The sequence below is a fragment of the Streptomyces sp. MUM 2J genome (genome assembly GCF_022414535.1).
Lineage (GTDB): Bacteria > Actinomycetota > Actinomycetes > Streptomycetales > Streptomycetaceae > Streptomyces.
The window spans coordinates 1-23,022 of sequence record NZ_JADWYM010000011.1 but is presented as its reverse complement, the minus strand read 5'-3'; the positions used below and the strand labels follow the sequence as shown (position 1 = coordinate 23,022).

At 71.5% G+C, this 23,022-nt stretch carries 24 protein-coding genes; 12 read left to right on the top strand and 12 right to left on the bottom strand.

The window, feature by feature from the left end; all coding sequences use genetic code 11:
• Positions 1–8: 8 nt before the first annotated feature.
• The 5 genes from I3F54_RS12520 to I3F54_RS12500 all read left to right on the top strand — a co-directional run bounded on the left by I3F54_RS12520 (position 9) and on the right by I3F54_RS12500 (position 4,531).
• The gene (locus tag I3F54_RS12520) at positions 9–1,415 is read left to right on the top strand and encodes a family 2B encapsulin nanocompartment shell protein (RefSeq protein ID WP_240118781.1); all 1,407 of its coding nucleotides are present in this window, start codon (positions 9–11) and stop codon (positions 1,413–1,415) included.
• Positions 1,416–1,533: 118 nt separating this feature from the next.
• Positions 1,534–2,676, top strand: a complete 1,143-nt coding sequence (locus I3F54_RS12515; RefSeq protein WP_240118780.1) for a family 2 encapsulin nanocompartment cargo protein polyprenyl transferase — start codon at positions 1,534–1,536, stop codon at positions 2,674–2,676.
• A gap of 274 nt (positions 2,677–2,950) precedes the next feature.
• Complete coding sequence (locus I3F54_RS12510) at positions 2,951–3,547, top strand: GNAT family N-acetyltransferase (protein ID WP_240118779.1); 597 nt, start codon at positions 2,951–2,953, stop codon at positions 3,545–3,547.
• A 174-nt stretch (positions 3,548–3,721) separates the two neighbouring features.
• A complete protein-coding gene (locus I3F54_RS12505) occupies positions 3,722–4,054 on the top strand; it encodes a hypothetical protein (protein WP_240118778.1) in 333 nt (110 codons plus the stop codon).
• Between the two features lie 147 nt (positions 4,055–4,201).
• The gene (locus I3F54_RS12500; RefSeq protein ID WP_240118777.1) at positions 4,202–4,531 is read left to right on the top strand and encodes a DUF952 domain-containing protein; all 330 of its coding nucleotides are present in this window, start codon (positions 4,202–4,204) and stop codon (positions 4,529–4,531) included.
• A 13-nt stretch (positions 4,532–4,544) separates the two neighbouring features.
• Here I3F54_RS12500 and I3F54_RS12495 read toward each other — a convergent pair whose 3' ends face one another.
• The 4 genes from I3F54_RS12495 to sodN all read right to left on the bottom strand — a co-directional run bounded on the left by I3F54_RS12495 (position 4,545) and on the right by sodN (position 6,891).
• Positions 4,545–5,291, bottom strand: a complete 747-nt coding sequence (locus I3F54_RS12495) for a VOC family protein (protein WP_240118776.1) — start codon at positions 5,289–5,291, stop codon at positions 4,545–4,547.
• Positions 5,292–5,349: 58 nt separating this feature from the next.
• Positions 5,350–5,766 (bottom strand): VOC family protein, encoded by a 417-nt coding sequence (locus I3F54_RS12490; RefSeq protein WP_240118775.1) that lies wholly within the window; start codon positions 5,764–5,766, stop codon positions 5,350–5,352.
• A gap of 10 nt (positions 5,767–5,776) precedes the next feature.
• Positions 5,777–6,172, bottom strand: coding sequence for a helix-turn-helix transcriptional regulator (locus I3F54_RS12485; protein WP_240118774.1), 396 nt, complete (start codon positions 6,170–6,172; stop codon positions 5,777–5,779).
• A 323-nt stretch (positions 6,173–6,495) separates the two neighbouring features.
• Positions 6,496–6,891: a superoxide dismutase, Ni gene (sodN, locus tag I3F54_RS12480; protein ID WP_189942806.1), complete on the bottom strand. Its 396-nt coding sequence runs from the start codon at positions 6,889–6,891 to the stop codon at positions 6,496–6,498.
• A 145-nt stretch (positions 6,892–7,036) separates the two neighbouring features.
• Here sodN and sodX point away from each other — a divergent pair, with 145 nt between their 5' ends.
• Positions 7,037–7,471 carry a nickel-type superoxide dismutase maturation protease gene (gene sodX, locus I3F54_RS12475; protein ID WP_240118881.1) on the top strand — a complete coding sequence of 145 codons (435 nt, stop codon included), beginning with the start codon at positions 7,037–7,039 and terminating at the stop codon, positions 7,469–7,471.
• On the opposite strand, the gene I3F54_RS12470 is transcribed toward sodX, so the two are convergent.
• Positions 7,354–8,004, bottom strand: a complete 651-nt coding sequence (locus tag I3F54_RS12470; RefSeq protein ID WP_240118773.1) for an ABATE domain-containing protein — start codon at positions 8,002–8,004, stop codon at positions 7,354–7,356. The two genes, sodX and I3F54_RS12470, sit on opposite strands and share 118 nt — an antisense overlap.
• A gap of 99 nt (positions 8,005–8,103) precedes the next feature.
• On the opposite strand from I3F54_RS12470, the gene I3F54_RS12465 reads away from it, so the two are divergent.
• Positions 8,104–8,892, top strand: a complete 789-nt coding sequence (locus I3F54_RS12465) for a trans-aconitate 2-methyltransferase (RefSeq protein ID WP_240118772.1) — start codon at positions 8,104–8,106, stop codon at positions 8,890–8,892.
• Positions 8,893–9,009: 117 nt separating this feature from the next.
• Here I3F54_RS12465 and I3F54_RS12460 read toward each other — a convergent pair whose 3' ends face one another.
• From I3F54_RS12460 to I3F54_RS12450, 3 genes are read right to left on the bottom strand one after another with little or no spacing between them, the layout of a single operon-like run.
• On the bottom strand, positions 9,010–9,810 hold the full coding sequence (locus tag I3F54_RS12460) for an amino acid ABC transporter ATP-binding protein (protein WP_275676063.1): 801 nt from the start codon (positions 9,808–9,810) through the stop codon (positions 9,010–9,012).
• Positions 9,807–10,736 carry an amino acid ABC transporter permease gene (locus I3F54_RS12455; RefSeq protein ID WP_240118771.1) on the bottom strand — a complete coding sequence of 310 codons (930 nt, stop codon included), beginning with the start codon at positions 10,734–10,736 and terminating at the stop codon, positions 9,807–9,809. Before I3F54_RS12455 ends, I3F54_RS12460 begins: the two co-directional genes overlap by 4 nt.
• 33 nt (positions 10,737–10,769) lie before the next feature.
• Positions 10,770–11,729, bottom strand: a complete 960-nt coding sequence (locus tag I3F54_RS12450) for an ABC transporter substrate-binding protein (RefSeq protein ID WP_240118770.1) — start codon at positions 11,727–11,729, stop codon at positions 10,770–10,772.
• A gap of 562 nt (positions 11,730–12,291) precedes the next feature.
• Between I3F54_RS12450 and I3F54_RS12445 the strand changes: the two genes are divergently transcribed.
• From I3F54_RS12445 to I3F54_RS12430, 4 genes are all read left to right on the top strand, one after another.
• A complete protein-coding gene (locus I3F54_RS12445) occupies positions 12,292–13,515 on the top strand; it encodes an NADP-dependent malic enzyme (protein ID WP_240118769.1) in 1,224 nt (407 codons plus the stop codon).
• Positions 13,516–13,949: 434 nt separating this feature from the next.
• Positions 13,950–14,915, top strand: a complete 966-nt coding sequence (locus I3F54_RS12440) for a zinc-binding dehydrogenase (protein ID WP_240118768.1) — start codon at positions 13,950–13,952, stop codon at positions 14,913–14,915.
• Between the two features lie 114 nt (positions 14,916–15,029).
• Positions 15,030–15,239 carry a helix-turn-helix domain-containing protein gene (locus I3F54_RS12435; protein ID WP_240118767.1) on the top strand — a complete coding sequence of 70 codons (210 nt, stop codon included), beginning with the start codon at positions 15,030–15,032 and terminating at the stop codon, positions 15,237–15,239.
• Complete coding sequence (locus I3F54_RS12430; protein ID WP_240118766.1) at positions 15,239–15,805, top strand: Clp protease N-terminal domain-containing protein; 567 nt, start codon at positions 15,239–15,241, stop codon at positions 15,803–15,805. Before I3F54_RS12435 ends, I3F54_RS12430 begins: the two co-directional genes overlap by 1 nt.
• A 41-nt stretch (positions 15,806–15,846) precedes the next feature.
• On the opposite strand, the gene I3F54_RS12425 is transcribed toward I3F54_RS12430, so the two are convergent.
• Complete coding sequence (locus tag I3F54_RS12425) at positions 15,847–16,917, bottom strand: PadR family transcriptional regulator (protein ID WP_240118765.1); 1,071 nt, start codon at positions 16,915–16,917, stop codon at positions 15,847–15,849.
• 1 nt (position 16,918) lies between these two features.
• Positions 16,919–17,863 carry a DUF4097 family beta strand repeat-containing protein gene (locus I3F54_RS12420; RefSeq protein ID WP_240118764.1) on the bottom strand — a complete coding sequence of 315 codons (945 nt, stop codon included), beginning with the start codon at positions 17,861–17,863 and terminating at the stop codon, positions 16,919–16,921.
• Positions 17,864–18,040: 177 nt separating this feature from the next.
• Between I3F54_RS12420 and I3F54_RS12415 the strand changes: the two genes are divergently transcribed.
• A complete protein-coding gene (locus tag I3F54_RS12415) occupies positions 18,041–18,919 on the top strand; it encodes a hypothetical protein (protein WP_240118763.1) in 879 nt (292 codons plus the stop codon).
• A 115-nt stretch (positions 18,920–19,034) separates the two neighbouring features.
• Here I3F54_RS12415 and I3F54_RS12410 read toward each other — a convergent pair whose 3' ends face one another.
• A complete protein-coding gene (locus I3F54_RS12410; RefSeq protein ID WP_240118762.1) occupies positions 19,035–19,214 on the bottom strand; it encodes a DUF6104 family protein in 180 nt (59 codons plus the stop codon).
• 366 nt (positions 19,215–19,580) lie between these two features.
• Positions 19,581–23,022 (bottom strand): multifunctional oxoglutarate decarboxylase/oxoglutarate dehydrogenase thiamine pyrophosphate-binding subunit/dihydrolipoyllysine-residue succinyltransferase subunit (locus I3F54_RS12405; protein WP_240118761.1); only part of this gene is annotated, 3,442 nt, incomplete at its 5' end.

Sequence of the window (23,022 nt, the reverse complement as noted above, 5' to 3'; positions counted from 1 at the left end):
AGTTCCTTATGTCGGTAGGCGAAGAGGTCCGCACGGAGCAGGGCAAGCCGCAGCAGAGTCTCGGCACGGCGGCTGCGCGGAACCTGGCCACCACCACCAAGTCCGCACCCCAGATGCAGGAGATCAGCTCCCGCTGGCTGCTGCGGACACTTCCGTGGGTGAACGTCCAGGGCGGCACGTATCGCGTGAACCGGCGCCTGACGTATGCGGTCGGCGACGGGCGCATCACGTTCGTGAAGACCGGTGACCGCGTCGAGGTCATCCCCGCGGAGCTCGGCGAACTGCCGGCGCTGAGGGCGTACGAGGACGACGAGGTGCTGGCGGAACTCGGCCAGCGCTGCCGGCAGAGGGAGATCGCCGCGGGCGAGGTCATCGCCTCCTTCGGCAGCCGGGCCGACGAGGTCTACCTGCTCGCCCACGGCCGGGTCGAGAAGGTCGGCACCGGCCCCTACGGCGACGACCAGGTACTCGGCGTGCTCGCCGACGGCGCCTACTTCGGCGACGCCGCGCTGCTCTCCGAGGACGCCATCTGGGAGTACACGGCCCGCGCGGACACCGCCTGCACGGTGCTGGTCCTCTCCCGCCAGGACGTCCGCCAGGTCGCCGAGCGCGCCGACTCCCTGCGCGCCCACCTCCAGCAGCAGCGCTCCGTCCCGCAGCAGCAGACCAACAAGTACGGCGAGAAGGAGGTCGCCCTGGCCGCCGGCCACAGTGGCGAGCCCGACATCCCGCACACCTTCGTCGACTACGAGGCCCGGCCCCGCGAGTACGAACTGAGCATCGCCCAGACCGTACTGCGCATCCACTCACGCGTGGCCGATCTGTACAACCAGCCGATGAACCAGACCGAGCAGCAGCTGCGGCTCACGGTCGAGGCGCTGAAGGAACGCCAGGAGCACGAGCTGGTCAACAACCGCGAGTTCGGCCTGCTGCACAACTGCGAGTACGACCAGCGGCTCCAGCCGCACGACGGGGTGCCCGGCCCCGACGACATGGACGAACTGCTCAGCCGCCGGCGCGGCACCAAGATGTTCCTCGCCCATCCGCGCGCGATCTCCGCTTTCGGCCGCGAACTCAACAAGCGCGGTCTGGTGCCCGAGACCATCGACATCGGTGGCAACCGCATCCCCACCTGGCGGGGCGTGCCGATCTACCCGTGCAACAAGATCCCCGTCACGCCCGAACGCACCAGCTCGATCATCGCGATGCGTCTCGGCGAGGAGGACCAGGGCGTCGTAGGCCTCCGCCAGGCCGGCATCCCCGACGAGATCGAGCCGAGCCTGTCGGTCCGGTTCATGGGCATCAACGAACAGGCCGTCATCAAGTACCTCGTCACGGCCTACTACTCCGCCGCGGTCCTGGTCCCGGACGCCCTCGGTGTCCTGGAGAACGTCGAGATCGGCCGCTGGCGATGATCCTGCCCGCCGCCGCGGCGACGCCGTGCGCCCTCCCTCCGGGGCGGGCGTACCGCGGGCGTCCACGAGAGCACGGAGCCCCCGCCCCCTCGTCCGCCGGCTCTCGGAGGGAGCACCGATGGCCGATTCCCTGATCCGACCGGTCGACACACAGCGCAGAGCGCTCCGCCGCATCGGCCCACAGGCGAGGCCGGCACACCTCGCGAGCACGGGCGACGGACATCCCGCCGACGCGGTGGACGGGCACGAGGCGGAGGAGATCCTGCGGCGCACGCGCGCATCGGTCGATCCGGAACTGCGCGTGGCCCTCGACAGCCTGCCGGGACCCATGCGCCGCGTCGCGCTCTACCACTTCGGCTGGCAGCACGCCGACGGCAGCCCGGCCACCGGCGGGGCCGGCAAGGCCCTGCGTCCCGCGCTCGTCCTCGCCGCGGCCGCCGCGCTCGGCGGCCCCGCGGCCAGGGACGGTGCCCTGCGGGCCGCGGTGGCGGTCGAACTCGTCCACAACTTCACACTGCTGCACGACGACGTGATGGACCGCGACGCCACCCGGCGGCACCGGGCCACCGCCTGGACCGTCTTCGGCGACGCCGACGCGATCCTGGCGGGCGACGCCCTGCAGGCGCTCGCGCTCGGACTGTTCGCCCAGGACCCGCATCCGGCCTCCTCCGCCGCCGCGGCCCGGCTCGCGGACTGCGTCGTGGAACTGTGCGCCGGGCAGCACGCGGACACCGCCCTGGAAGGGCGTGGGCCCACCGAGGTCGGCCTCGGCGAGGTGCTCGACATGGCCGAGGCCAAGACGGGTGCCTTGCTCGGGTGCGCCTGCGCCATCGGCGCCCTCTACGCGGGGGCCTGCGCGCCGGACGTCGACGCGCTGGACGCGTTCGGACGCGAGGCCGGGCTCGCCTTCCAGCTCATCGACGACGTCATCGGGATCTGGGGCGACCCGCGGCGCACGGGCAAGCCGGCCGGCGCGGACCTCGCCGCCCGCAAGAAGTCCCTGCCGGTGGTCGCGGCCCTCACCTCCGGCACCCCCGCGGCGGAGGCACTGGCCGCGCTGTACGAGAGACCCGGCGACGAAGAGGACCTGGAGGGCACGGCGCTCGCGGTGGAGCGGGCCGGCGGGCGGGACTGGGCGCAGGCCGAGGCCGCCGATCGGATGGCCCGCGCCCTGCAGGCACTGTCCCGCGCCCTCCCGGAGCCCGAGTCGGCGGAGGGCCTGCTCGCCCTGGCCGAGTTCGTCACCCGGCGTACCGGCTGACGGCCACGCGCCGGGACCGCCGGGCCTCGGAGCGGACCACGGCAGTACCCACCCCGACCCCGGTGTCACCGGGACCGCGCGGCTCCTGACCCCGTGCGGCCCCCCGGTGGCACCGGCCGGGGCGGGTCCCGCACCTCCCCACGGCGTGCGGGCCCCGCCCCACCCGAACCGGTCTCCCCGGGGACCCTCCCGCACCCCGGACCCCGGACCGCGATCGACCGCCGATAGGCTCAACACCCCTACAGGCACAGCAGGTTGAGGCGAAGGGGCCGACATGGGCGTGACGATCCGCAGAGCGGGACCGGGCGATCGGGAACGTGTCGTCCGGCTGCTGGACGACGCCTTCCAGGACGATCCGGTGAGCGGGTGGGTGTTCCCCGGCACCGAGTACCGGCGCGCCACCCACCCGCGGATGATGGCCGTGTTCACCGACATCGTGCTTGCCGAGGGCCGGATCGATCTCACCGCAGACGAGGCCGCCTGCGCCCTGTGGATGCCCGTCCCCGCGGGCGCGCACGCCGCGGACGACGACGGCCCCGCCCGGCTGCGCGCCGCGGTCGACCCGGCGAACGAGCGCGTGGAACTGATCGGCCGGCTGACCACCGGCATCCATCCCGCGGACCGGGCCCACGAGTACCTGTGGATGATCGGGGTGGCCCCCGGCCGGCAGGGCGAGGGGCTGGGGACCGCGCTCATGGCGCGTGTGCTCGAACGCTGCGACCGCGACCGGGTCCCCGCCTACCTGGAGGCGAGCAGCGCCCGCAGCCGTGCCCTGTACGAGCGCCTGGGCTTCAGGACCCTCACCGAACGTGTCCTGGACCTCCCCGACGGCCCGCGCATGTGGCCGATGTGGCGCGAGCCCGGCAGCTGAGCCCGGCGGGAGACGCCGAGCGTCCCCCGCCGCAGCACCGCCGGGCCACGGCCGAGGGCCTCGCCCGGCACCGCCCCCGGTCCACCGGGGCGCGGTACGCATCACCGCCGGGGCCGAACTCGTGCACGCGAGCGCCCGGGGGCGCCGCGGCCGGGCGCGCTCTACGCTGAGGACATGGACAGCGAGGAACCCGTCTGTCCCTACTGCGGACAGCACGTCGGCATGGTGGTCAGGCGTCACAAGACACTGGGTGCGTGGGTGCCGGTGTGGGTCCGCGAACCCTGCCGGAACCCTGGCTGCGAGGCGTACGTCGACCCCGCCACCGAGGAGCGCCCCCGCGAGGCAGCCGTCGTCCAGCCCACGCCGCGCGCACCGGCACGCACAGCGGCGGCGACACGTACAGCGGCGGAGGCTCCGGCGGGGCTGAAGCCCGACGTCCTGGACACGGGCCCGCCGGACCCGGCGGAACGGCCACCCGGCAAGGGCATCGGGACCGAACCGCCCTGACCGCCCGCAGTCCCGACGTCCCGCGTGCCGGTCCTCTCCCCGTCGACCGGTGCCGGAGCGGTCTCCTGCGCTTGCTGCTCAGCCGGCGGCGGCTCCGGGTGCGGCGGCCCGGTGGGCGCGCCCCGCGGCTGCCGGTAGCGTCGCCCCATGACCCAGCGGCACATCCTCCACCTCACCGAACGCTCCCTGTGGGACGAGGCCCGCGCGCGCGGCGCCTACACCATGTCGACCCGTGGCCGCACCCTCGCCGAGGAGGGATTCGTCCACTGTTCGACGCGTGCCCAGCTCCCCGCCGTGGCCGCCTTCGTCTACGGCTCCCCGGGACACGTCGAGGACCTGGTGGTCCTGGTCGTCGACCCCGAACGGCTGGCCGCGCCGGTGCGGTACGAGGCACCGGAGCCCGGCGGGGAGGAGTTCCCGCACGTGTACGGGCCGATCCCGGTGGAGGCGGTGGTGGACGTCGAGCCCTGGACCTGACCGGCGCCCGAGGTCAGGAGAGGTGCGGCAGCCCGCCCGTCGCAGGGTCCCGTTCCGTCAGGCAGTACACGCCGCCCACCGGGTCGCGCATCACCGTCCAGTGGGCGCCCCGGGCGACGAGGGACGCGCCGAGACGCTCGTGCCGGGCGCGTGCCGCCTCGGTGTCGGCGCAGGCGAGGTCGAGGTGGGCGGACAGCGGCCGCTCCCCGCCGAGACGCTGGAGGAGGATGCGGACCGGCAGGCCGGGCGGGGGTGCGACGACGTGGAACCCGGGCAGTGAGCCGCCACGCGACTCCCACTGCGGCAACAGGTCCGTCCAGAAGGCGACTTCGGAGTCGTACACCGACGGCGGGACATCGAGGCACACCTGGTCCAGCCGGACGCCGTCCACCACGGGCGGCCGGACCGACTCCCCCTGCCACGGCACCGCGCAGAACAACTGCCCGCCCGGCGACCGCAGTACGGCCCACTCCCCGTGGTCGGTCACGCGGGTCGCTCCCAGCCGCAGTGCCGCCGCGGCGAAGGCGGGCGCGTCCTCCACGCAGAGGTCGAGATGGGCACCGCCCTCACCCCCGTCGACCCCCTGCGCCTTCACACAGGCGTCCACGCGGTCGGCGAGCAGGGTCGCGAACTCCCCCCGCTCCCCGCGGCGTTCGGAGAGCCGGGTGCCCGTCACGGCCGTCCAGAAGGCGCAGGCGGCGTCGACGTGCCCGGCCGGGCGGTCGATGAAGGCGTACGTCCACGCCACACGCGAGGTCATACGCGCGATCGTACGTGCCGGGTCACCGCCCGTGCCGTGCCGGGAAGGGGCGCCAGGCTCACCGGTCGCCGGCCTCGACGAACCTCAGCATGTTCCCCGCCGGATCGCGGAACGCGCAGTCGCGCACCCCGTACGGCTGGTCCGTCGGCTCCTGGAGCACGTCCCCGCCGGCCTCCCGCACGCGCTGGTAGAGGGCGTCGCAGTCCGTGGTGGCGAAGTTGACCCCGCGCAGCACGCCCTTGGCCAGCAGGCGTGCCATCGCCTCGCGGTCGGCGGGGGAGAAGTCCGGGTTGGCGGCCGGTGGCTCCAGCACGATCTCGACGTCCGGCTGGAGCGGCGAGCCCACGGTGACCCAGCGCATGTCCTCGAACGACACGTCGTTGCGGATCTCCAGACCGAGAACGTCCACGTAGAAGGCGAGTGCCTTGTCGAAGTCGTCGACGGCGATGAAGCACTGTTTCAGTTTCACGTCCATGGCGGTGAACCTAGCGTCGGCGCGGGCGGGTGAAGGTGCGCGCCACGCAGGGCGGGATCGGCTCGCCCGCCTCGTGCGAGCGGGCCCGGTACGCGCTCGGCGTCTCCCCGACCAGCTCGGTGAAGCGGGAGCTGAAGGAGCCGAGCGAGGTGCAGCCGACGGCGAGGCACACCTCCGTCACCGTGAGGTCCCCGCGGCGCAGCAGGGTCTTGGCGCGTTCGACGCGGCGGGTCATCAGGTAGCCGTAGGGCGTCTCGCCGTAGGCCTCGCGGAAGCTGCGCTGGAAGTGCCCCGGGGACATCAGCGCGGTCCGGGCGAGCGCCGCGATGTCGAGCGGTTCGGCGTACTCGCGGTCCATCCGGTCGCGGGCCCGCCGCAGCCGCACCAGGTCCGCGCGCGTCGTCATGCCCACAGCATGGCACGTGCGGTGTCGGCCGTGTGTGCGCAGCGGCGCAGCCGGCAGCTCCGGCGGTCGGGCGCGCGCGGCCGGGGTTCCGCCTCGCTCCGGACCGCGCTCGTCGCCGTCGGCGCGTGCGACAGGCGGGTCCGCCTCGTCCCCGGCGACGCGTCCGCCGTGATGCACACCGGGGATCTACGCGCACCTCAGGCCGGGCGAGGAAGACCGCACCCGGTCCGTCATGGACGCCGTGCTCGGCGGCCTGCGGACCGGGTGCGGACCGGTAGGCGACGCGACCCGCGCAACCGCAGGTCAGGCGACCCGGCCAAAGATCAGGCCTTCTTGGTCTCCCAGAAGATCTTGTCGATCTCGGCGATCAGCTCCAGCGCCTTCTCGCCCGTCTTCGGGTCCGTGGAGCCCTTGGCGGCCGACAGGGCCTTCAGGGTGTCGTTGACCAGCTGGTGCAGCTGCGGGTACTTCTCGAAGTGCGGGGCCTTGAAGTAGTCGCTCCAGAGTACGGAGACGTGGTGCTTGGCCAGCTCGGCGCGCTGCTCCTTGATGACCGTCGCACGGGCCTGGAAGTGCGGGTCGTCGTTGGCGGCCATCTTCTCCTGGACGGCCTTCACCGACTCCGCCTCGATGCGGGCCTGGGCCGGGTCGTACACACCGCAGGGCAGGTCGCAGTGCGCGCTGACCTTGACCTTGGGGGCAAACAGGCGGGAAAGCATGGAGCGTTCCTTCCTCGTGATCGTCTTCTCAGGTGGGACATTACTCCCTGGGGGACGGGTTTTCGCGAGTGCCCCCTTGGGCTTAGGGCAAAAGTCCAGGGTCAGACTGAGACTGGTGGAGGAACGGACCGGGGAGGTGCCGGGGATGCCGGAGCTGTCGCAGGAGATCGACCGGGGCAGGGCCGTACTGCCCTTCGGGCTGGCCGAGGTGACCGGCCCGTCGATGGTGCCCACGCTGCATCACGGGGACCGGCTGCTGGTGCAGTACGGGGCCCGGATCAGGCCCGGCGACGTGATCGTCCTGCGGCACCCCTTCCAGCAGGACCTGCTGGTCGTCAAGCGGGCCGTCGAACTGCGCGAGAGCGGCTGGTGGGTGCTCGGGGACAACGGCTACGCCGGGGGCGACAGCACCGACTACGGCGCCGTGCCCGAGGAGCTGGTGCTCGGCCGGGTGCGCTTCCGCTACCGGCCGCCGCGGCCCGCTCGGCGCTCCCCGCTGGCGGTGCTGCGCTGGGCGCTGTCGGCGGCCAGGCCCGTTCTCGCCGACCGGTCGGCCTCCAGGCGCTTGCGGGCGCGGTAGGCCGCCACGTTGGCGCGGGTGGCGCACCGGTCGGAGCAGTAGCGGCGGGAGCGGTTGGTGGAGGTGTCCAGGTAGGCGTTGCGGCACGGGGCGGCCTCGCACAGGCCGAGGCGGTCGACGCCGTACTCGGTGAGGTGGAAGGCCAGGCCCATCGCCGCGATGGCCGCGTATCCGGCCGTCGCGTTGGACGGGTGGTCGGCCAGGTGCATGTGCCACAGGGGCCGGCCGTCGTCGTCCCGGTGGTCGTGCCCGGAGATCTGCGGGCTCACCGGGAACTCCAGCAGCAGTGCGTTGAGCAGGTCGACGGCGCGGGTCTCGTCCCCCTCGTCGGCCGCCTGGAACACCGCGCGCAGCCGGGCCCGTACCGAGCGGAACCGGGTGACGTCGGTGTCGGTGGCACGCCGCGCCGCCGACTGGTTGACGCCGAACAGGTCGCGAACGGCCTCGACCGAGGTCAGGGAGTCCTTGCCACGGCCCGGTTCCTCGCTGTTCACGAGCCGGACGGCATAGTCCGAGTAATAGGCCAGTTCCACTTGTAGTCCTTACGGGCGCGTTCTATCGTCGGACGGGCGGTCGGGTAATAACCGATCGTGCTTACAGGGTATTACGTGTCACCATGACGGAGGGCTTCGATGACGGACACCGACACCACCGGCACCGGTCCCCACGCCGCCGCAGCCACCGACTGGCCGGGCTGGCAGCGCAGCTGGGACCGCCAGCAGGAGTGGTACATGCCCGACCGCGAGGACCGCTTCCGCATCATGCTCGACATGGTGGAAGCCTTCGTCGGTTCCGCGCCACGCGTCCTCGACCTCGCCTGCGGCACCGGCAGCATCACCGCCCGGCTGCTCGACCGCTTCCCGGACGCCGTCAGCACCGGCGTCGACCTCGACCCGGCGCTGCTCGCCATCGCCCGCGGCACCTTCGCCGGCGACGACCGTGTCACCCTGGTCGAGGCCGACCTGACGGCCCCGGACTGGCCGGCCCGGCTGCCGCACGACGCGTACGACGCCGTCCTCACCGCCACGGCACTCCACTGGCTGCGCAAGGGCCCGCTGGAGACCCTGTACGGACGGATCGCGGAGCTGGTCCGCCACGGCGGCGTGTTCCTCGACGCCGACCACATGATCGACGACACCACTCCGCGGATCAACGCGACCGAGGAGAGGCACCGCCGCACCCGGATGGACCGGGCGATGAAGGACGGTGCCCTGGACTGGGCCGCGTGGTGGTCGACGGCCGCCTGCGACCCCGCCCTCGCCGAGCCCACCGCCCGCCGTTTCATGATCTACGGCGCGCACGCCGACGGCGAGACGCCGTCTGCGGCCTGGCACGCGCGCGTCCTGCGCCAGCAGGGTTTCGGCGAGGTCAGGCCGGTGTGGGCCGCACCGTCGGACACACTGCTGCTCGCCCTGAAGTAGCGGCCGGAACCCGGACGCGGAGGCCGGAAACGGCCCGGCCCGGGGGCCTGGGGCAGAACGCGGACGACGGATCCGCCCCACCGGGTCGGGTGGGGCGGATCCGCCGTGGGAGACCGTTCAGAGGACCTTCGACAGGAACGACTGGGTCCGCTGGTGCTGCGGGTTGGTCAGGACGTCGCGCGGGTTCCCCGCCTCGACCACCACGCCGTCGTCCATGAAGACCAGGCTGTCGCCGACCTCGCGGGCGAAGCCCATCTCGTGGGTGACGACGATCATCGTCATGCCGGACTCGGCGAGATCTCGCATGACGTCGAGGACCTCACCGACCAGCTCCGGGTCGAGAGCCGAGGTCGGCTCGTCGAAGAGCATCAGCTTCGGCTCCATCGCCAGTGCCCGGGCGATGGCGACACGCTGCTGCTGGCCGCCGGAGAGCTGGGCCGGGTAGTGGGTCTTGCGGTCCCCGAGCCCCACCCGGTCCAGCAGTTGCTCGGCGCGCTCGCGGGCCACCGCCTTCGACTCGTGCTTGACCTGGACCGGCGCCTCCATGACGTTCTCCAGAGCCGTCATGTGCGGGAAGAGGTTGAAGCGCTGGAACACCATGCCGATGTCCCGTCTCTGCGCCGCCACCTCCTTCTCCTTCAGCTCGTAGAGCTTGTCGCCCTTCTGCCGGTAGCCGACCAGGTCGCCGTCGACGTACAGCCGGCCGGCGCTGATCTTCTCCAGGTGGTTGATGCAGCGCAGGAAGGTGGACTTCCCGGAGCCGGACGGGCCGATCAGGCAGAACACCTCGCGGGCGTTCACCTCCAGGTCGATGCCCTTGAGGATGTGCGCCAGCCCGAAGGACTTGTGCACGCCCTCGGCCTTGACCATGGGGTGATCGCCGGCCGACTTGACCATGTCCTTGACGAGATCGGTCATCGGGTCGCCTCCGGACGTCGGAACGAAACGAAGAGGGCCAGATGCTTCCTCAGTCGTTGCAGGGGCGTCGGGGGCAGACTGCGCGTCGAACCGCGGGCGTAACGGCGTTCCAGGTAGTACTGGCCGACACTGAAGACGCTGGTGAGCATCAGGTACCAGATCGACGCCACGAAGTACATCTCGACGACTGCGAGAGACGTACTGGAGATGTCCTGGGCCCGCTTGATGATCTCGTTGAACTGCACCGCGTAGGCGAGCGACGAGGTCTTGAGCATGTTGATGAACTCGTTGCCCGTCGGCGGCACGATCACGCGCATCGCCTGCGGCAGGATCACCCGGCGGAGCGTCTGGCCCTGCGTCATGCCCAGCGCGTGCGACGCCTCGGTCTGCCCGAGGTCCACCGACTGGATGCCGGCCCGCACGATCTCCGCCATGTACGCGGCCTCGTTCAGGCCCAGGCCGAGCAGCGCTGCCAGGAACGGCGTCATGACCTGGTTCATCTCGTCCTTGTAGAACCCCAGGTTGAGGACGGGGAACACGAGCGAGATGTTGTACCAGAGCAGGAGCTGGACCAGGACCGGAGTGCCGCGGAAGAACCAGATGTACAGCCAGGACACCGTGCTGGTGACCGGGTTGGACGACATCCGCATGACCGCCAGGATCACGCCCAGGGCCAGACCGAGCACCATGGCCAGCACGGAGATGTACAGCGTGTGCCAGGCGCCGGACACGATCGTGCCGTCGGTGATGTAGTCCGGGATGATGCTGTAGTTGATCTTCGCGTTGGCGAAGGCGGTACCGATCAGCACCAGGATCGCCACGACCGCCGCGCCGGCCACCCAGCGGCCGTAGTGGCGAACGGGAATCGCCTTGATCTGCTCCGGCGGCACCGCCGGCGCCGGAGCCTTGTCGACAGTGTCAGTCACAATGACTGCCCTTCAGTGTTGCGTCAGGCAGGGTCAGGAACCGCCGTTGATCTTGGCCTCGGTGACGGCACCGTCGGTCACGTTCCACTTCTCCAGGATCTTCTGGTACTCGCCGTTCTTGATGACGGCGTTCACCGCTGCCTGGAGCGCGTCACGGAGCTGGGTGTTCTCCTTGCTGACGCCGATGCCGTAGGGGCCCGCCTCGATCTGGTCGCCGACGACCTCGAAGTCGTTGCCGCCGCCCGAGGTCTTCGCGTTGTACGCGGCCACCGGGAAGTCGTTCAGGTCGGCGACGGACGCGCCCTGCTTCAGGCGGAGCAGCGCCTCGGGGTCGGTGTCGAAGGTCTGCAGCTTGATGGCCGCCTTGCCGTCCTTCGTGCACTTCTTGCTCTGCTCCTGGGCGATGCCCTCGGAGGTGGTGCCCTTCTGCAGGGCCACGACCTGGCCGCACAGGTCGTCGAGCGACTTGATGCCCTTCGGGTTGCCCTTCTGGACCAGGATCGAGGTGCCGGCGGTGAAGTAGTCGACGAAGTCGATGCCGTCACCGACCTTCTTGCCGGTGTCGGAGTCGACACCGTTCTCACGGTCCTTCGTGTCGCTCATGGCGGACATGATGACGTTGAACCGCTTGGACTGCAGGCCGACGATGAGCTGGTCGAACTTGCCGTTCTGGAAGTCGAACTTCACGCCCAGCTGCTTGCCCAGGGCCGCGGCGAGGTCGGGGTCGATGCCGACGGCCTTGCCGTTGTCCATGTACTCGACCGGCGGGTACGCGATGTCGGAGCCCACTTTGATCACGCCGGCGGCGCGGATGTCTGCGGGGAGCTTGTCGGCGAGCGGCGCGGACGACGAGGCGGTGTCGGAGCTGCTGCTGCCCTTGTCTGTCTGGTCACCGCAGCCGGTGAGAATCAGTGCGCCTGCGACCGCGATCGAGCCGACCGCTGCCAGCCGGGAGCGGGTGGCGGTCGTACGACGGGTGGTGCCTGCGGTCATGGTGGTTCCTCCGGCGGATGGGTGGAGTGCCGATGGGTCGACGAGAACACACACCTTCGGGTGTCGCGACCTCGTGTGATGACGAATATTGCCATTCAGACTCCGACATTCAGGTGGCCCACTATGTCAAAATCGGATAACGGGAGACCCCCGAACCGCATCACTCCAGGACAACACGGCCGCATCTTCTGCGGTGATTAGCCGATCTGGCCGAAAGATCTTCGGTCCATCTCGGCATCTGGGCGCCTCCGCTGCGGGGCGTGTGTCCGCTTGACTCTCTGTCGTGGCTTTGTCCAGACCTTGTCCGGATATTCGGCCATGAGTGATGTCACGTCATGGCACTGACGTGTGACCTTCACGTTATGGACTCGTCGACGGCCCCTCCCGTCGGGTAAGAAGGTTCTTTACACCCCTCATCCGGGGCTCAGGGCGCGTGTGCGGCGCGCCCGTCGCGTATGTGCCCGTACTCATCACGAAATCGGGGCGTATGCGGTGCCCGCCCGCCTCTCACCAGGGGCGGTCCAAACCCTCAAACCGTGAATACTTAAGGGGTAAAAACAAAGTGGCAGCGGAGATCGTCAATCCTCGCAGCGGAAGCAGTACGGAGCACGAGGGCGGTGCGGAGCCCCTCGACTCCTTCGATCCTGCGTTCGCGCTGCACCGCGGTGGCAAGATGGCCGTGCAGGCCACCGTGCCGATCCGTGACAAGGACGACCTGTCCCTCGCGTACACCCCCGGCGTCGCGCGCGTGTGCACCGCGATCGCGGAGCAGCCGGAGCTGGTGCACGACTACACCTGGAAGTCCTCGGTCGTCGCCGTCGTGACGGACGGAACGGCCGTGCTCGGGCTCGGCGACATCGGGCCCGAGGCCTCCCTCCCCGTGATGGAGGGGAAGGCGATCCTCTTCAAGCAGTTCGGCGGCGTCGACGCCGTGCCGATCGCCCTCGACTGCACCGACGTGGACGACATCGTCGAGACCGTCGTGCGGATGGCGCCCTCGTTCGGCGGCGTGAACCTGGAGGACATCTCGGCGCCGCGGTGCTTCGAGATCGAGCGGCGGCTCCAGGAGCGGCTCGACATCCCGGTCTTCCACGACGACCAGCACGGCACGGCCGTCGTGACGCTGGCGGCACTGCGGAACGCCGCCCTGCTGAGCGGACGGGAGATCGGGGAGCTGCGGGCGGTCATCTCCGGGGCCGGCGCCGCCGGTGTGGCCATCGCGAAGATGCTGATCGAAGCGGGTATCGGGGACGTGGCCGTCGCCGACCGCAAGGGTGTCGTCTCGGCGGACCGGGAAGACCTGACGGCGGTCAAGCGGGACGTCGCCGGGTTCACCAACAAGGCCGGGCTGAGCGGTTCCCTGGAGGACGCGCTGGCCGGCGCCGACGTCTTCATCGGTGTCTCCGGCGGCACGGTCGCGGAGGAGGCGGTGGCCTCCATGGCCGAGGGCGCGTTCGTCTTCGCCATGGCCAACCCGAACCCCGAGGTCCACCCCGACGTCGCGCACAAGTACGCGTCGGTCGTGGCCACGGGCCGGTCGGACTTCCCCAACCAGATCAACAACGTGCTGGCCTTCCCCGGCATCTTCGCCGGCGCGCTGCAGGTCCGCGCCTCCCGCATCACCGAGGGCATGAAGATCGCGGCGGCGGAGGCGCTGGCGTCGGTGGTCGGTGACGACCTGGCAGCCGACTACGTCATCCCCTCGCCGTTCGACGAGCGTGTTGCCCCTGCCGTCACGGCGGCGGTGGCGGCGGCGGCCCGGGCGGAGGGCGTCGCCCGGCGCTGACGCGTCACCCCGCAAGGGACGAACGGCCTCGCCCGTCCGGGCGAGGCCGTTTTTCCGCCCACCCGCTCTGCCGGTCGGGTGAGGGCCCACCGCGCCGCCGCCCCACCGGCGGGCCGCCCGGCTGCCGGTCCGTTGTGCTGCCCCGGCCGTCCGGCCGCCGCACACTCCGGTGGCGGTGGCGGTGGCGGGCGGTTGCCGTGCGGTTCCGCGGCCGGGGCGGTGCGGGTGGGGCCGGGCAACCGCGTCGTGCGGGTGCCGTTGCGCCCGGGGTGCCCGTCCCCAGGCGTCCCCGGCCGTGCGATCGCCGGGCGCGTCGGAACGGGATCCGGCGAACCGCTCCGGCCCGCGGGGCCGCTGGTGCCGGCGCGCAAGAGGGCATGTGTCACAACGGCCCCTGGTTCCTTCCCCGGCGGCGCCGCCCTATCGTCGGCTGTATGTTCGCCGTCTACGCCGCCCGAATCGACCGTGACCAGCCGCTGAACGGCCTGGAGTTGGGGGAACGCCCGGCTCCCGTGGCCCGGCCCGGCTGGAGTACCGTCGACGTCAGGGCCGCTTCGCTCAACCACCACGACCTCTGGTCCCTACGGGGCGTGGGACTCCCGGAGGACCGCCTGCCGATGATCCTCGGTTGCGACGCCGCCGGCGTCGACGAGGACGGCAACGAGGTCGTCCTGCACTCCGTGATCGGGCAGAGCGGTCACGGTGTCGGTCCGAGGGAGCCGCGGTCCATTCTCACCGAGCGCTACCAGGGGACCTTTGCCGAGCAGGTCGCCGTGCCGGCCTGGAACGTCCTGCCCAAGCCGAAGGAGCTGTCCTTCGCCGAGGCGGCGTGCCTGCCGACGGCCTGGCTGACGGCGTATCGGATGCTGTTCACGAACGCCGGGGTGCGGCCCGGCGACTCCGTTCTCGTCCAGGGGGCGGGCGGCGGTGTCGCCACCGCCGCGATCGTGCTCGGCAAGGCGGCCGGGCTGCGGATGTTCGCCACGAGCCGTGACGAGGCCAAGCGCAAGAGGGCGCTGGAGCTGGGGGCCCTGGAGGCCGTGGAGCCGGGTGCGCGGCTGCCGCAGCGTGTCGATGCCGTGATCGAGACCGTGGGCGCGGCCACCTGGTCGCACTCGGTGAAGTCGCTGCGGCCCGGCGGAACGCTCGTCATCTCCGGCGCCACCAGCGGTGACCGGCCCTCGCACGCGGAGCTGACCCGGATCTTCTTCCTGGAGCTGAAGGTCGTCGGCTCGACCATGGGCACCAAGGACGAGCTGGAGGACCTCCTCGCGTTCTGCGCCGCCGCCGATGTGCGTCCCGTCATCGACGAGACGCTGCCGTTGGACCGGGCCCGCGAGGGCTTCGAGCGAATGGCGTCGGGGGAGCTGTTCGGGAAGATCGTGCTCACCCGGGACTGAGCGCCGCCCCGCGCCGGAGTCCATGAGGCGGGTCCGGGAGCCGGGCCCGCCTTTCGCGCGCCCTGATTGTCAACCAGGGTTGACAGATATCATCTGTCAACCTACATTGACATCATGACCGAGGCAACGGAACTCGCCGAGCGTGCGGGTGACCACGATCCGCGGGTCGGACTGCGCGCCGTGGCCGCCTTGCGCAGGCTGCTGGAGCAGCTGGAGGCGGTGCAGGTGCGCAGCGCGCGCAATCAGGGTTGGTCGTGGCAGGAGATCGCCGCCGAACTCGGGGTGAGCAGGCAGGCCGTGCACAAGAAGTACGGGAGGCGCTGATGTTTGAACGGTTCACGAAGGACGCCCGCGCTGTGGTCAGCGGGGCCGTGGAGCACGCGGAGGGACGTGGCGATCGATCCCTGGACACCGGGCATCTGCTGCTCGCCCTGCTGGACCGCGAGGAAAGCCGCGCCTCCTTCGCGCTGGCCGCGCTCGGCGCCGCCCGGCGCCGGGAGTCGATGCGGAGGGCGCTGGCGGAGGCCCGGCGGCGGGCCGGGCTGTCCCAGGCGGAGGCCGATGCGCTCGCCGGTCTGGGGATCGACGTGTCGGAGATCGTGGCCCGGGTGGAGCAGGAGCACGGGGCCGGGGCCCTGTCCGACGATCCGGGGGAGCCCCGACGGCGACCGGGGCGCCGGCCCACCTTCCGCCGCGAGGCCAAGGCGGTCCTGGAGGAGTCTCTGCGCATCGCGCTCGCCCGGCGCGACCGGCGCATCGGGGACGAGCACCTGCTCCTGGCGCTCACCGTCGTCCCCGGTGTCGCCGCCGAGGTCCTCGCGGATCACGGCGTGACCCGGGAGTCGGTGAGCCGGGTGCTGTACGGCGGCGGAGAGGCGAAAGCCGGCTGAGCGCCGGAGGGTGCGGCCGGCCCTCTCCGCCGAGGGTGCGGTCAGTGCTGCGGGGTGCGCAGTATCGATCCGATGTGCGCCGCGGCCGTCGACAGGTGGCCGCGGACGTCACGGAGCTGGTCGTCGGTGACGCCGTGGTCCCGGGCCGCGTCGCGGATGTCGTCGCGGAAGCGGTCGAGGAGCCGGTCCAGGTCGCGGACCGGATCCCCGCTCGGGGACTCGTGGGCCCAGGACGGCACGTACTCGGCCGGGAAGTCCTCCGGGGTCTGCGAGTACTCCGGCAGTCCGGGGTGCCCCGGAGTCGGTGTGGGCCGCTGGGGACCGGGCCGGCCGAAGCCGAAGTCCTTCCCGAAGTTCTTGCCGAACTCGCCGAACTCCTTGGCCAGTTCGGTCAGCCCCTCGGTCACGCCCTTCGGCCAGTCGCCCCGCCCGAAGTGGTCCTGGACCTGGGCCTGGACGAGCCGTGCCATCCGCTGTAGCTCCTCCTGCGCCTGGGCCCTTGCGCGATCCTGTGCCTCCTTGGCCTGGCGGCGGGCCCGCTGGGCCTCCTCGCGGGCGCGACGGCTCTCGTCCTTCGCACGCCGGGCCTGCTCCTTCCACTCCTGCTTGACGCGCCGCATCTCCTCCTTGGCGGCGCGCCACGCCTCCTTGTCCCCGTTCTCCCCGTACTCGCCGTTCTCCCCGTTCTCTCCGTGTGCCACGGGAGCCGCGCCGGAGCCGCGGCGGCGGGCCTCGCCGGCCGCCGCCCGCATCTCCCGCCGCAGGTCGCCGGCCGCACCGCGCACGTCCGCCCGGATCTCGGCGGCGAGTTCGGCGACCGACTCCCGGATCTCCAGCTCCAGATCGGCCAGTTCGCCGCTGCGGTCGGCCAGCTCGGCACGTCCCGCGTCCGTGATCGAGTACACCTTCCGGCCGCCCTCGGTGGTGTGCGTGACCAGGCCCTCGGTCTCCAGCTTGGCCAGGCGCGGGTAGACCGTCCCCGCCGACGGCGCGTACAGGCCCTGGAACCGCTCCTCCAGGAGGCGGATCACCTCGTATCCGTGACGGGGCGCCTCGTCCAGGAGCTTCAGCAGGTACAGGCGCAGGCGGCCATGGGCGAAGACGGGGGGCATCTCAGAGCACCTTCTTGTCGGTCGTGCCGTCGGCGGCCGGCGCGGACTCTCCCTCGCCGGGGGAGGCGTCCCCCGAGGCGGCGCGGGAACCGGCTGCGGGGGCGCCTTCCAGTGACTCGGCCTCCCAGGGCTCGTCCTCCGCCGGCGGCCGGCGCAGCAGGGCGATGGACCCCGAGACGGTGGTCGCCTTCAGCCGGCCGCTGCCCGCGCCGAGCCGGCCGGTGATCCGCTTGGCGCCCCACCGGCCGCCCACCCGGAGGTCCTCGAAGGCGCTGGACACCGAGCCGCTGGCGGTGTTCGCCTCCACCTCCGTGTCCGCCGGGTGGGGCAGCCGGATGGCGATCTCGCCGGAGACACTGCTCAGGGTGACGTCGGTGGGGCGGCCTGTCGGGTTCAGGTCGACGATCATCGCGCCGCTCACCGAGTCCGCCTTCACCGAGGAACCGGCGCCGTCCACCACGGTCAGGTCGCCGGAGACCGAGTTGAAGCGCAGGTCACCGCCGAGTGCCTGGGCCTCCACGCTGCCCGAGACGGTGTCGGTGCGGACCGGGCCGCCCATGTCGACCAGGGTGGTGTCGCCGGAGACGCCCTTCACCTCCGTGTGCCCGTCGATGCCGGAGACCATCGCGGTGGCGGTCACCACGCCGAGCTCCACGCGCGTGCTCGCCGGGACCGCCAGCGACACGACCGCGAGACGGTGCCGGTTTCTGCGGTCGAGCCACTTCAGGAAGCCCTTCCAGGGCAGATCCTCGTAGGTCACGGTCAGGACGCCGTCCCGCTGGGTCACCAGCAAGGGGTGGCCCTCCAACTCGGAAACCTCCAGGCGGGCGGAGTCCTCGTCGGTGCCCACGACGTTCACCTGTCCACCGACGATGCGCACGTGCAGCTCGCGGACGGGCTCGTCGAAGGTGAGCTTCTTCGGCTCCGCGACGGACCATTCGGACATGGTGCAGACCTCCTCGACCAGCCGGCTGTCCTCCACGGACGGCGGCGATGCGACACGCCATATCGCGTCTTCCCTCATTCACGATATATCGCGGCCGGGGGAAGTCAAGACCGTTCGCGTCACTCGATGTGGCGATCAGCAGCGGTCCGTGACGGCGGGCCGGTCTAGCGTGTGACCATGCCGACGGAAGACTTCCCGGCGGATCCCGCGCACGCGTCCGCCGCAGCGGGCGCCCTGCTGCTCTGCCGGGCGCGGCCCGACTTCGTCGCCCCCGTCGCCCGGCTCCTGCGCGAGCACCTGGTCCTCGCCCCGGCAGGCGGCGACTGGACGGTCCTCGTCCCCGAGGGCCGTCCCTGGCGGCACGGAGGGGAGCCCGTCGACCGCGTCGTCACCGGCTGGGCCGCCGCGCTCGCCGTCGGAGCGCCCTGGCCCGCCCTCGCCCTGTGGTGGGACGCAGACCGGGCGGGCTTCGCCCTCGCCTCGGGGTTCCGCCGCCCCGTCGGCTACATCTGGCTGGCCGACGGCACACCGGCCGGCGAGGACGAGGCCCTGCGCACGTTCGCGGTCCGTCTCGGCCTCGACCCCGTCCTGGACGTGCAGAGTCTGGAACGGCTGACCGTACCCGCCCCCGGGACCGACGCGCGCGCCCGGCTGCGCGGCCTGCTCGCGATCCTCACCCGCGCCGGGGTGGGCCTGCCGCCCGGCCTCGATCCAGGCGAGTCCGCCGACCGCCTGCGCGACGTCGCCCGGGCCCGGCCCGGGGCCCGCCGCGTCGAGCCCCGGGGCCTGCGTGAGACGGCGCGTGCGGCTCCGGGCACCGCCCACGAGGGCCCGCTCGGCCCCCGGCCCTCCCGGCCCCGGGCGGCCGGCGTCCGCGCGTCGGCCCTCGCCCAGGTCGCAGTCGGCCTTCCGCTGATCCTGTGGGGCCTGCGGCGCCGCGACGGCGGCTGGGTCACGGCCGGGGCGCTGCTGCTGGGACACGGCGCGCTGAGCCTGGCGTACGACGCGGACCGTCTCGCGGACCGGCAGGTTCAGGTGTCCCGGGACCGGACCTGACGGCAGCGGACGGGCCGCCGGCCGAGGGCGGGCCCCGGTGTGGGCCGCGGGCGGTCTGGTGACCGATCGCGCGGACCGCGGACGGCCCCACCGGGGTCGTCCGGCGCCGTGGCGCCTAGTCCTCGTCCTCGTCGTCCAGGCGCGCCAGCCACGTCGCCAGCCGCTCCACCGGTACCTCGAAGTCCGGGTTCAGGTCGACGAACGTGCGCAGCTGCTCGGCGAGCCACTCGAAGGTGATCTCTTCCTCGCCGCGCCGCTTCTCCAGTTCTTCGATGCCTCGGTCGGTGAAGTACACGGGTGCTCTCCTGCGCTCGTACGGGGTGCTGGAAACAGCCTACGGAGTGGCCGCCCCGACGGGTTCCCGCCGGTGGAGGCCGCGTCGAGGCAGACCGGGTGCTGCCGGGAGCAGGGGGCGGGGGCCGGTGGAGCGTGTGCCGTGCGTCGAGGCCGGAGCCGTGCCCACCGCCGCGTGCCCTTCGCACCGCGGTGCGAAGGGCACGCGGCGGTGGGCCTGTCGCACACGCCGGCGGTCCGTGGGCGTCCGGGGCCGTGGCCGGACAGCGGAAGGGTCCGGCCCCACCGGGGACCGGACCCTTCCACAAAGCCCGCTCGGCGCCTGATCGGGCGCCCGCGTCCGGCCTGTTCGGTGCCGTTCGCAGGCTTACGCCTCGAACACCTCCCGCACCAGCTGCTCCTGCTCGGCCTGGTGCCGCTTCGCGGAACCCACGGCCGGGGACGAGGAGTGCGGACGCGAGATGCGGCGCAGACGCTCGCCGGCCGGAATGTCCGCGCCGACCGCCAGGTCCAGGTGGTCGATCAGGTTCAGGGCGATGAACGGCCAGGCGCCCTGGTTGGCCGGCTCCTCCTGGGCCCACAGGTACTTCTCGGCGTTCGGGTACTTGCTGATCTCCGCCTGGAGCTCGGCACCCGGCAGCGGGTACAGGCGCTCGATGCGGATGATCGCGGTGTCCGTCGCGCCGCGCTTGTCACGCTCGGCGGCCAGGTCGTAGTAGACCTTGCCCGCGCAGAAGACGACCTTGCGGACGGTGGCCGGGTCGACCGAGGCGTCGCCGATGACCGGGCGGAACTCGCCCGTCGTGAACTCCTCCGCCTTCGAGGCCGCCGCCTTCAGGCGCAGCATCGACTTCGGGGTGAAGACGACCAGCGGCTTGTGGTGCGGGTTGTGCACCTGCCACCGCAGGAGGTGGAAGTAGTTCGACGGCGAGGTCGGCATGGCGACCGTCATGTTGTTCTGCGCGCACAGCTGCAGGAAGCGCTCCGGGCGGGCCGAGGAGTGGTCCGGGCCCTGGCCCTCGTAGCCGTGCGGCAGCAGCAGGGTGACGCCGGAGGTCTGGCCCCACTTCTGCTCCGCCGAGGAGATGAACTCGTCGACGACCGTCTGGGCGCCGTTGACGAAGTCGCCGAACTGGGCCTCCCACATCACGAGCGCGTCGGGGCGGGCCAGCGAGTAGCCGTACTCGAAGCCCATCGCCGCGTACTCGGAGAGCAGGGAGTTGTAGACGTTGAGCCGCGCCTGGTCGTCGGAGAGGTACTGCAGCGGCGTGTACTCCTCGCCGGTGCTGCGGTCGATGATGACCGCGTGGCGCTGGCCGAAGGTGCCGCGCTGGGAGTCCTGGCCGGCCAGGCGGACCGGGACGCCCTCCAGCAGCAGTGAGCCGACGGCGAGGGTCTCGCCCATGCCCCAGTCGATCGTGCCGTCCTCGACCATCGAGGTCCGGCGCTGGAGCTGCGGCAGCAGGCGCGGGTGGACGGTGATGCTGTCGGGGACGGTGACCTGCGACTCGGCGATGCGCTTGACGACCTCCGTGGAGATCGCGGTCGGCACCGAGACCGGGAAGCCGTCCTGAGGTGCGTGGCCGCCGCCGGGGGCCGGCTGCGAGGTGGCCTCGCGGACCTCGGTGAAGACCTTCTCCAGCTGGCCCTGGTAGTCCTGGAGAGCCTGCTCCGCCTCCTCCAGGGTGATGTCGCCACGACCGATCAGGGACTCGGTGTACAGCTTGCGCACCGAGCGCTTCTTGTCGATCAGGTCGTACATCAGCGGCTGGGTGAAGGCCGGGTTGTCCGACTCGTTGTGACCGCGGCGGCGGTAGCAGATGAGGTCGATCACCACATCCTTGTTGAACGCCTGGCGGAACTCGAAGGCCAGACGCGCGACGCGGACCACGGCCTCCGGGTCGTCGCCGTTCACGTGGAAGATCGGCGCCTCGATCATGCGCGCCACGTCCGTCGCGTACATGGACGAACGCGAGGACTCGGGGGCGGCGGTGAAGCCGACCTGGTTGTTGATGACGACGTGGACCGTGCCGCCGGTGCGGTAGCCCCGCAGCTGGGACATGTTCAGGGTCTCGGCCACCACGCCCTGGCCCGCGAAGGCCGCGTCGCCGTGGATCGCCACCGGCAGGACCGTGAAGTCCGTACCGCCCTTGTTGATGATGTCCTGCTTGGCCCTCGACACGCCCTCCAGGACGGGGTCGACCGCCTCCAGGTGCGAGGGGTTGGCCACCAGCGAGACCTTGATCTGCTCGCCGTCCAGGCCCGTGAAGGTGCCCTCGGCGCCCAGGTGGTACTTCACGTCGCCGGAGCCGTGCATCGACTTCGGGTCGAGGTTGCCCTCGAACTCGCGGAAGATCTGCGCGTACGACTTGCCGACGATGTTCGCCAGGACGTTCAGGCGGCCCCGGTGGGCCATGCCGATGACGACCTCGTCCAGGCGGGACTCGGCGGCGGAGTCGATGACCGCGTCGAGCAGCGGGATGACGGACTCGCCGCCCTCCAGCGAGAAGCGCTTCTGGCCGACGTACTTCGTCTGGAGGAAGGTCTCGAAGGCCTCCGCGGCGTTCAGGCGGCGCAGGATCCGCAGCTGCTCCTCGCGCTCCATCTTGGAGTGCGCGCGCTCCACGCGGTCCTGGATCCACTTGCGCTGCTTGGGGTCCTGGATGTGCATGAACTCGATGCCGGTGGTGCGGCAGTACGAGTCGCGCAGCACGCCGAGGATGTCGCGCAGCTTCATCATCGACTTGCCGGCGAAGCCGCCCACGGCGAAGTCGCGCTCCAGGTCCCACAGGGTGAGGCCGTGCTCGACGATGTCCAGGTCGGGGTGCTTGCGCTGCTTGTACTCCAGCGGGTCGGTGTCGGCCATGACGTGGCCGCGGACCCGGTAGGAGTGGATCAGCTCGAAGACGCGCGCGGCCTTGGTGACGTCGTCGTCGTGCGAGGCGTCGATGTCCCTCAGCCAGCGGACCGGCTCGTAGGGGATGCGCAGCGCCTCGAAGACGTCGTCGTAGAAGCCGTTCTGGCCGAGCAGCAGGTTGGCGACCTGGCGGAGGAACTCGCCGGAGGCGGCGCCCTGGATCACCCGGTGGTCGTAGGTCGACGTGAGCGTCATGACCTTGGAGACGCCGAGCTGGTTCAGGGTGTCCTGGGAGGTGCCCTGGAACTCCGCCGGGTAGTCCATGGAGCCGACGCCCATGATCACGGACTGGCCGGGCATCAGACGCGGGACCGAGTGGACGGTGCCGAGACCGCCGGGGTTGGTCAGGGAGACCGTCACGCCGGAGAAGTCGTTCATCGTCAGCTTGTTGTCGCGGGCGCGACGGACGATGTCCTCGTAGGCCTGCCAGAACTCGAAGAAGTTCAGCGTCTCGGCCTTCTTGATGGCGGCCACGACCAGCTGCCGGTCGCCGTTGGGCTTCACCAGGTCGATGGCGAGGCCCAGGTTGACGTGGTCCGGCTTGACCAGGGTCGGCTTGCCGTCCTTGAGCTGGTACGACCAGTTCATCGACGGCATCGCCTTGATCGCCTGCACCATCGCGTACCCGATGATGTGCGTGAAGGAGATCTTCCCGCCGCGGGCGCGCTTGAGGTGGTTGTTGATCACGATGCGGTTGTCGAACAGCAGCTTCACCGGGACGGCGCGGACCGAGGTGGCGGTCGGCATCTCCAGCGAGGCGTCCATGTTCTTCGCGACCGCGGCGGACGGGCCGCGCAGGGTCACCAGCTCCGGGCCCGCGGGGGCCCCGGTGGCGGGCTGCGCCGCCGGCTTCGGCGCGGGCTGCGCCGGACGGGCCGGGGCGGCCTTCGCC

Coding starts and splice junctions, on each gene's coding strand:
- I3F54_RS12520 (WP_240118781.1), top strand. CDS start 9: ATGTCGGTAGGCGAAGAGGTCCGCACGGAGCAGGGCAAGCCGCAGCAG.
- I3F54_RS12515 (WP_240118780.1), top strand. CDS start 1,534: ATGGCCGATTCCCTGATCCGACCGGTCGACACACAGCGCAGAGCGCTC.
- I3F54_RS12510 (WP_240118779.1), top strand. CDS start 2,951: ATGGGCGTGACGATCCGCAGAGCGGGACCGGGCGATCGGGAACGTGTC.
- I3F54_RS12505 (WP_240118778.1), top strand. CDS start 3,722: ATGGACAGCGAGGAACCCGTCTGTCCCTACTGCGGACAGCACGTCGGC.
- I3F54_RS12500 (WP_240118777.1), top strand. CDS start 4,202: ATGACCCAGCGGCACATCCTCCACCTCACCGAACGCTCCCTGTGGGAC.
- I3F54_RS12495 (WP_240118776.1), bottom strand. CDS start 5,291: ATGACCTCGCGTGTGGCGTGGACGTACGCCTTCATCGACCGCCCGGCC.
- I3F54_RS12490 (WP_240118775.1), bottom strand. CDS start 5,766: ATGGACGTGAAACTGAAACAGTGCTTCATCGCCGTCGACGACTTCGAC.
- I3F54_RS12485 (WP_240118774.1), bottom strand. CDS start 6,172: ATGACGACGCGCGCGGACCTGGTGCGGCTGCGGCGGGCCCGCGACCGG.
- sodN (WP_189942806.1), bottom strand. CDS start 6,891: ATGCTTTCCCGCCTGTTTGCCCCCAAGGTCAAGGTCAGCGCGCACTGC.
- sodX (WP_240118881.1), top strand. CDS start 7,037: ATGCCGGAGCTGTCGCAGGAGATCGACCGGGGCAGGGCCGTACTGCCC.
- I3F54_RS12465 (WP_240118772.1), top strand. CDS start 8,104: ATGACGGACACCGACACCACCGGCACCGGTCCCCACGCCGCCGCAGCC.
- I3F54_RS12460 (WP_275676063.1), bottom strand. CDS start 9,810: ATGACCGATCTCGTCAAGGACATGGTCAAGTCGGCCGGCGATCACCCC.
- I3F54_RS12450 (WP_240118770.1), bottom strand. CDS start 11,729: ATGACCGCAGGCACCACCCGTCGTACGACCGCCACCCGCTCCCGGCTG.
- I3F54_RS12440 (WP_240118768.1), top strand. CDS start 13,950: ATGTTCGCCGTCTACGCCGCCCGAATCGACCGTGACCAGCCGCTGAAC.
- I3F54_RS12435 (WP_240118767.1), top strand. CDS start 15,030: ATGACCGAGGCAACGGAACTCGCCGAGCGTGCGGGTGACCACGATCCG.
- I3F54_RS12430 (WP_240118766.1), top strand. CDS start 15,239: ATGTTTGAACGGTTCACGAAGGACGCCCGCGCTGTGGTCAGCGGGGCC.
- I3F54_RS12425 (WP_240118765.1), bottom strand. CDS start 16,917: ATGCCCCCCGTCTTCGCCCATGGCCGCCTGCGCCTGTACCTGCTGAAG.
- I3F54_RS12420 (WP_240118764.1), bottom strand. CDS start 17,863: ATGTCCGAATGGTCCGTCGCGGAGCCGAAGAAGCTCACCTTCGACGAG.
- I3F54_RS12415 (WP_240118763.1), top strand. CDS start 18,041: ATGCCGACGGAAGACTTCCCGGCGGATCCCGCGCACGCGTCCGCCGCA.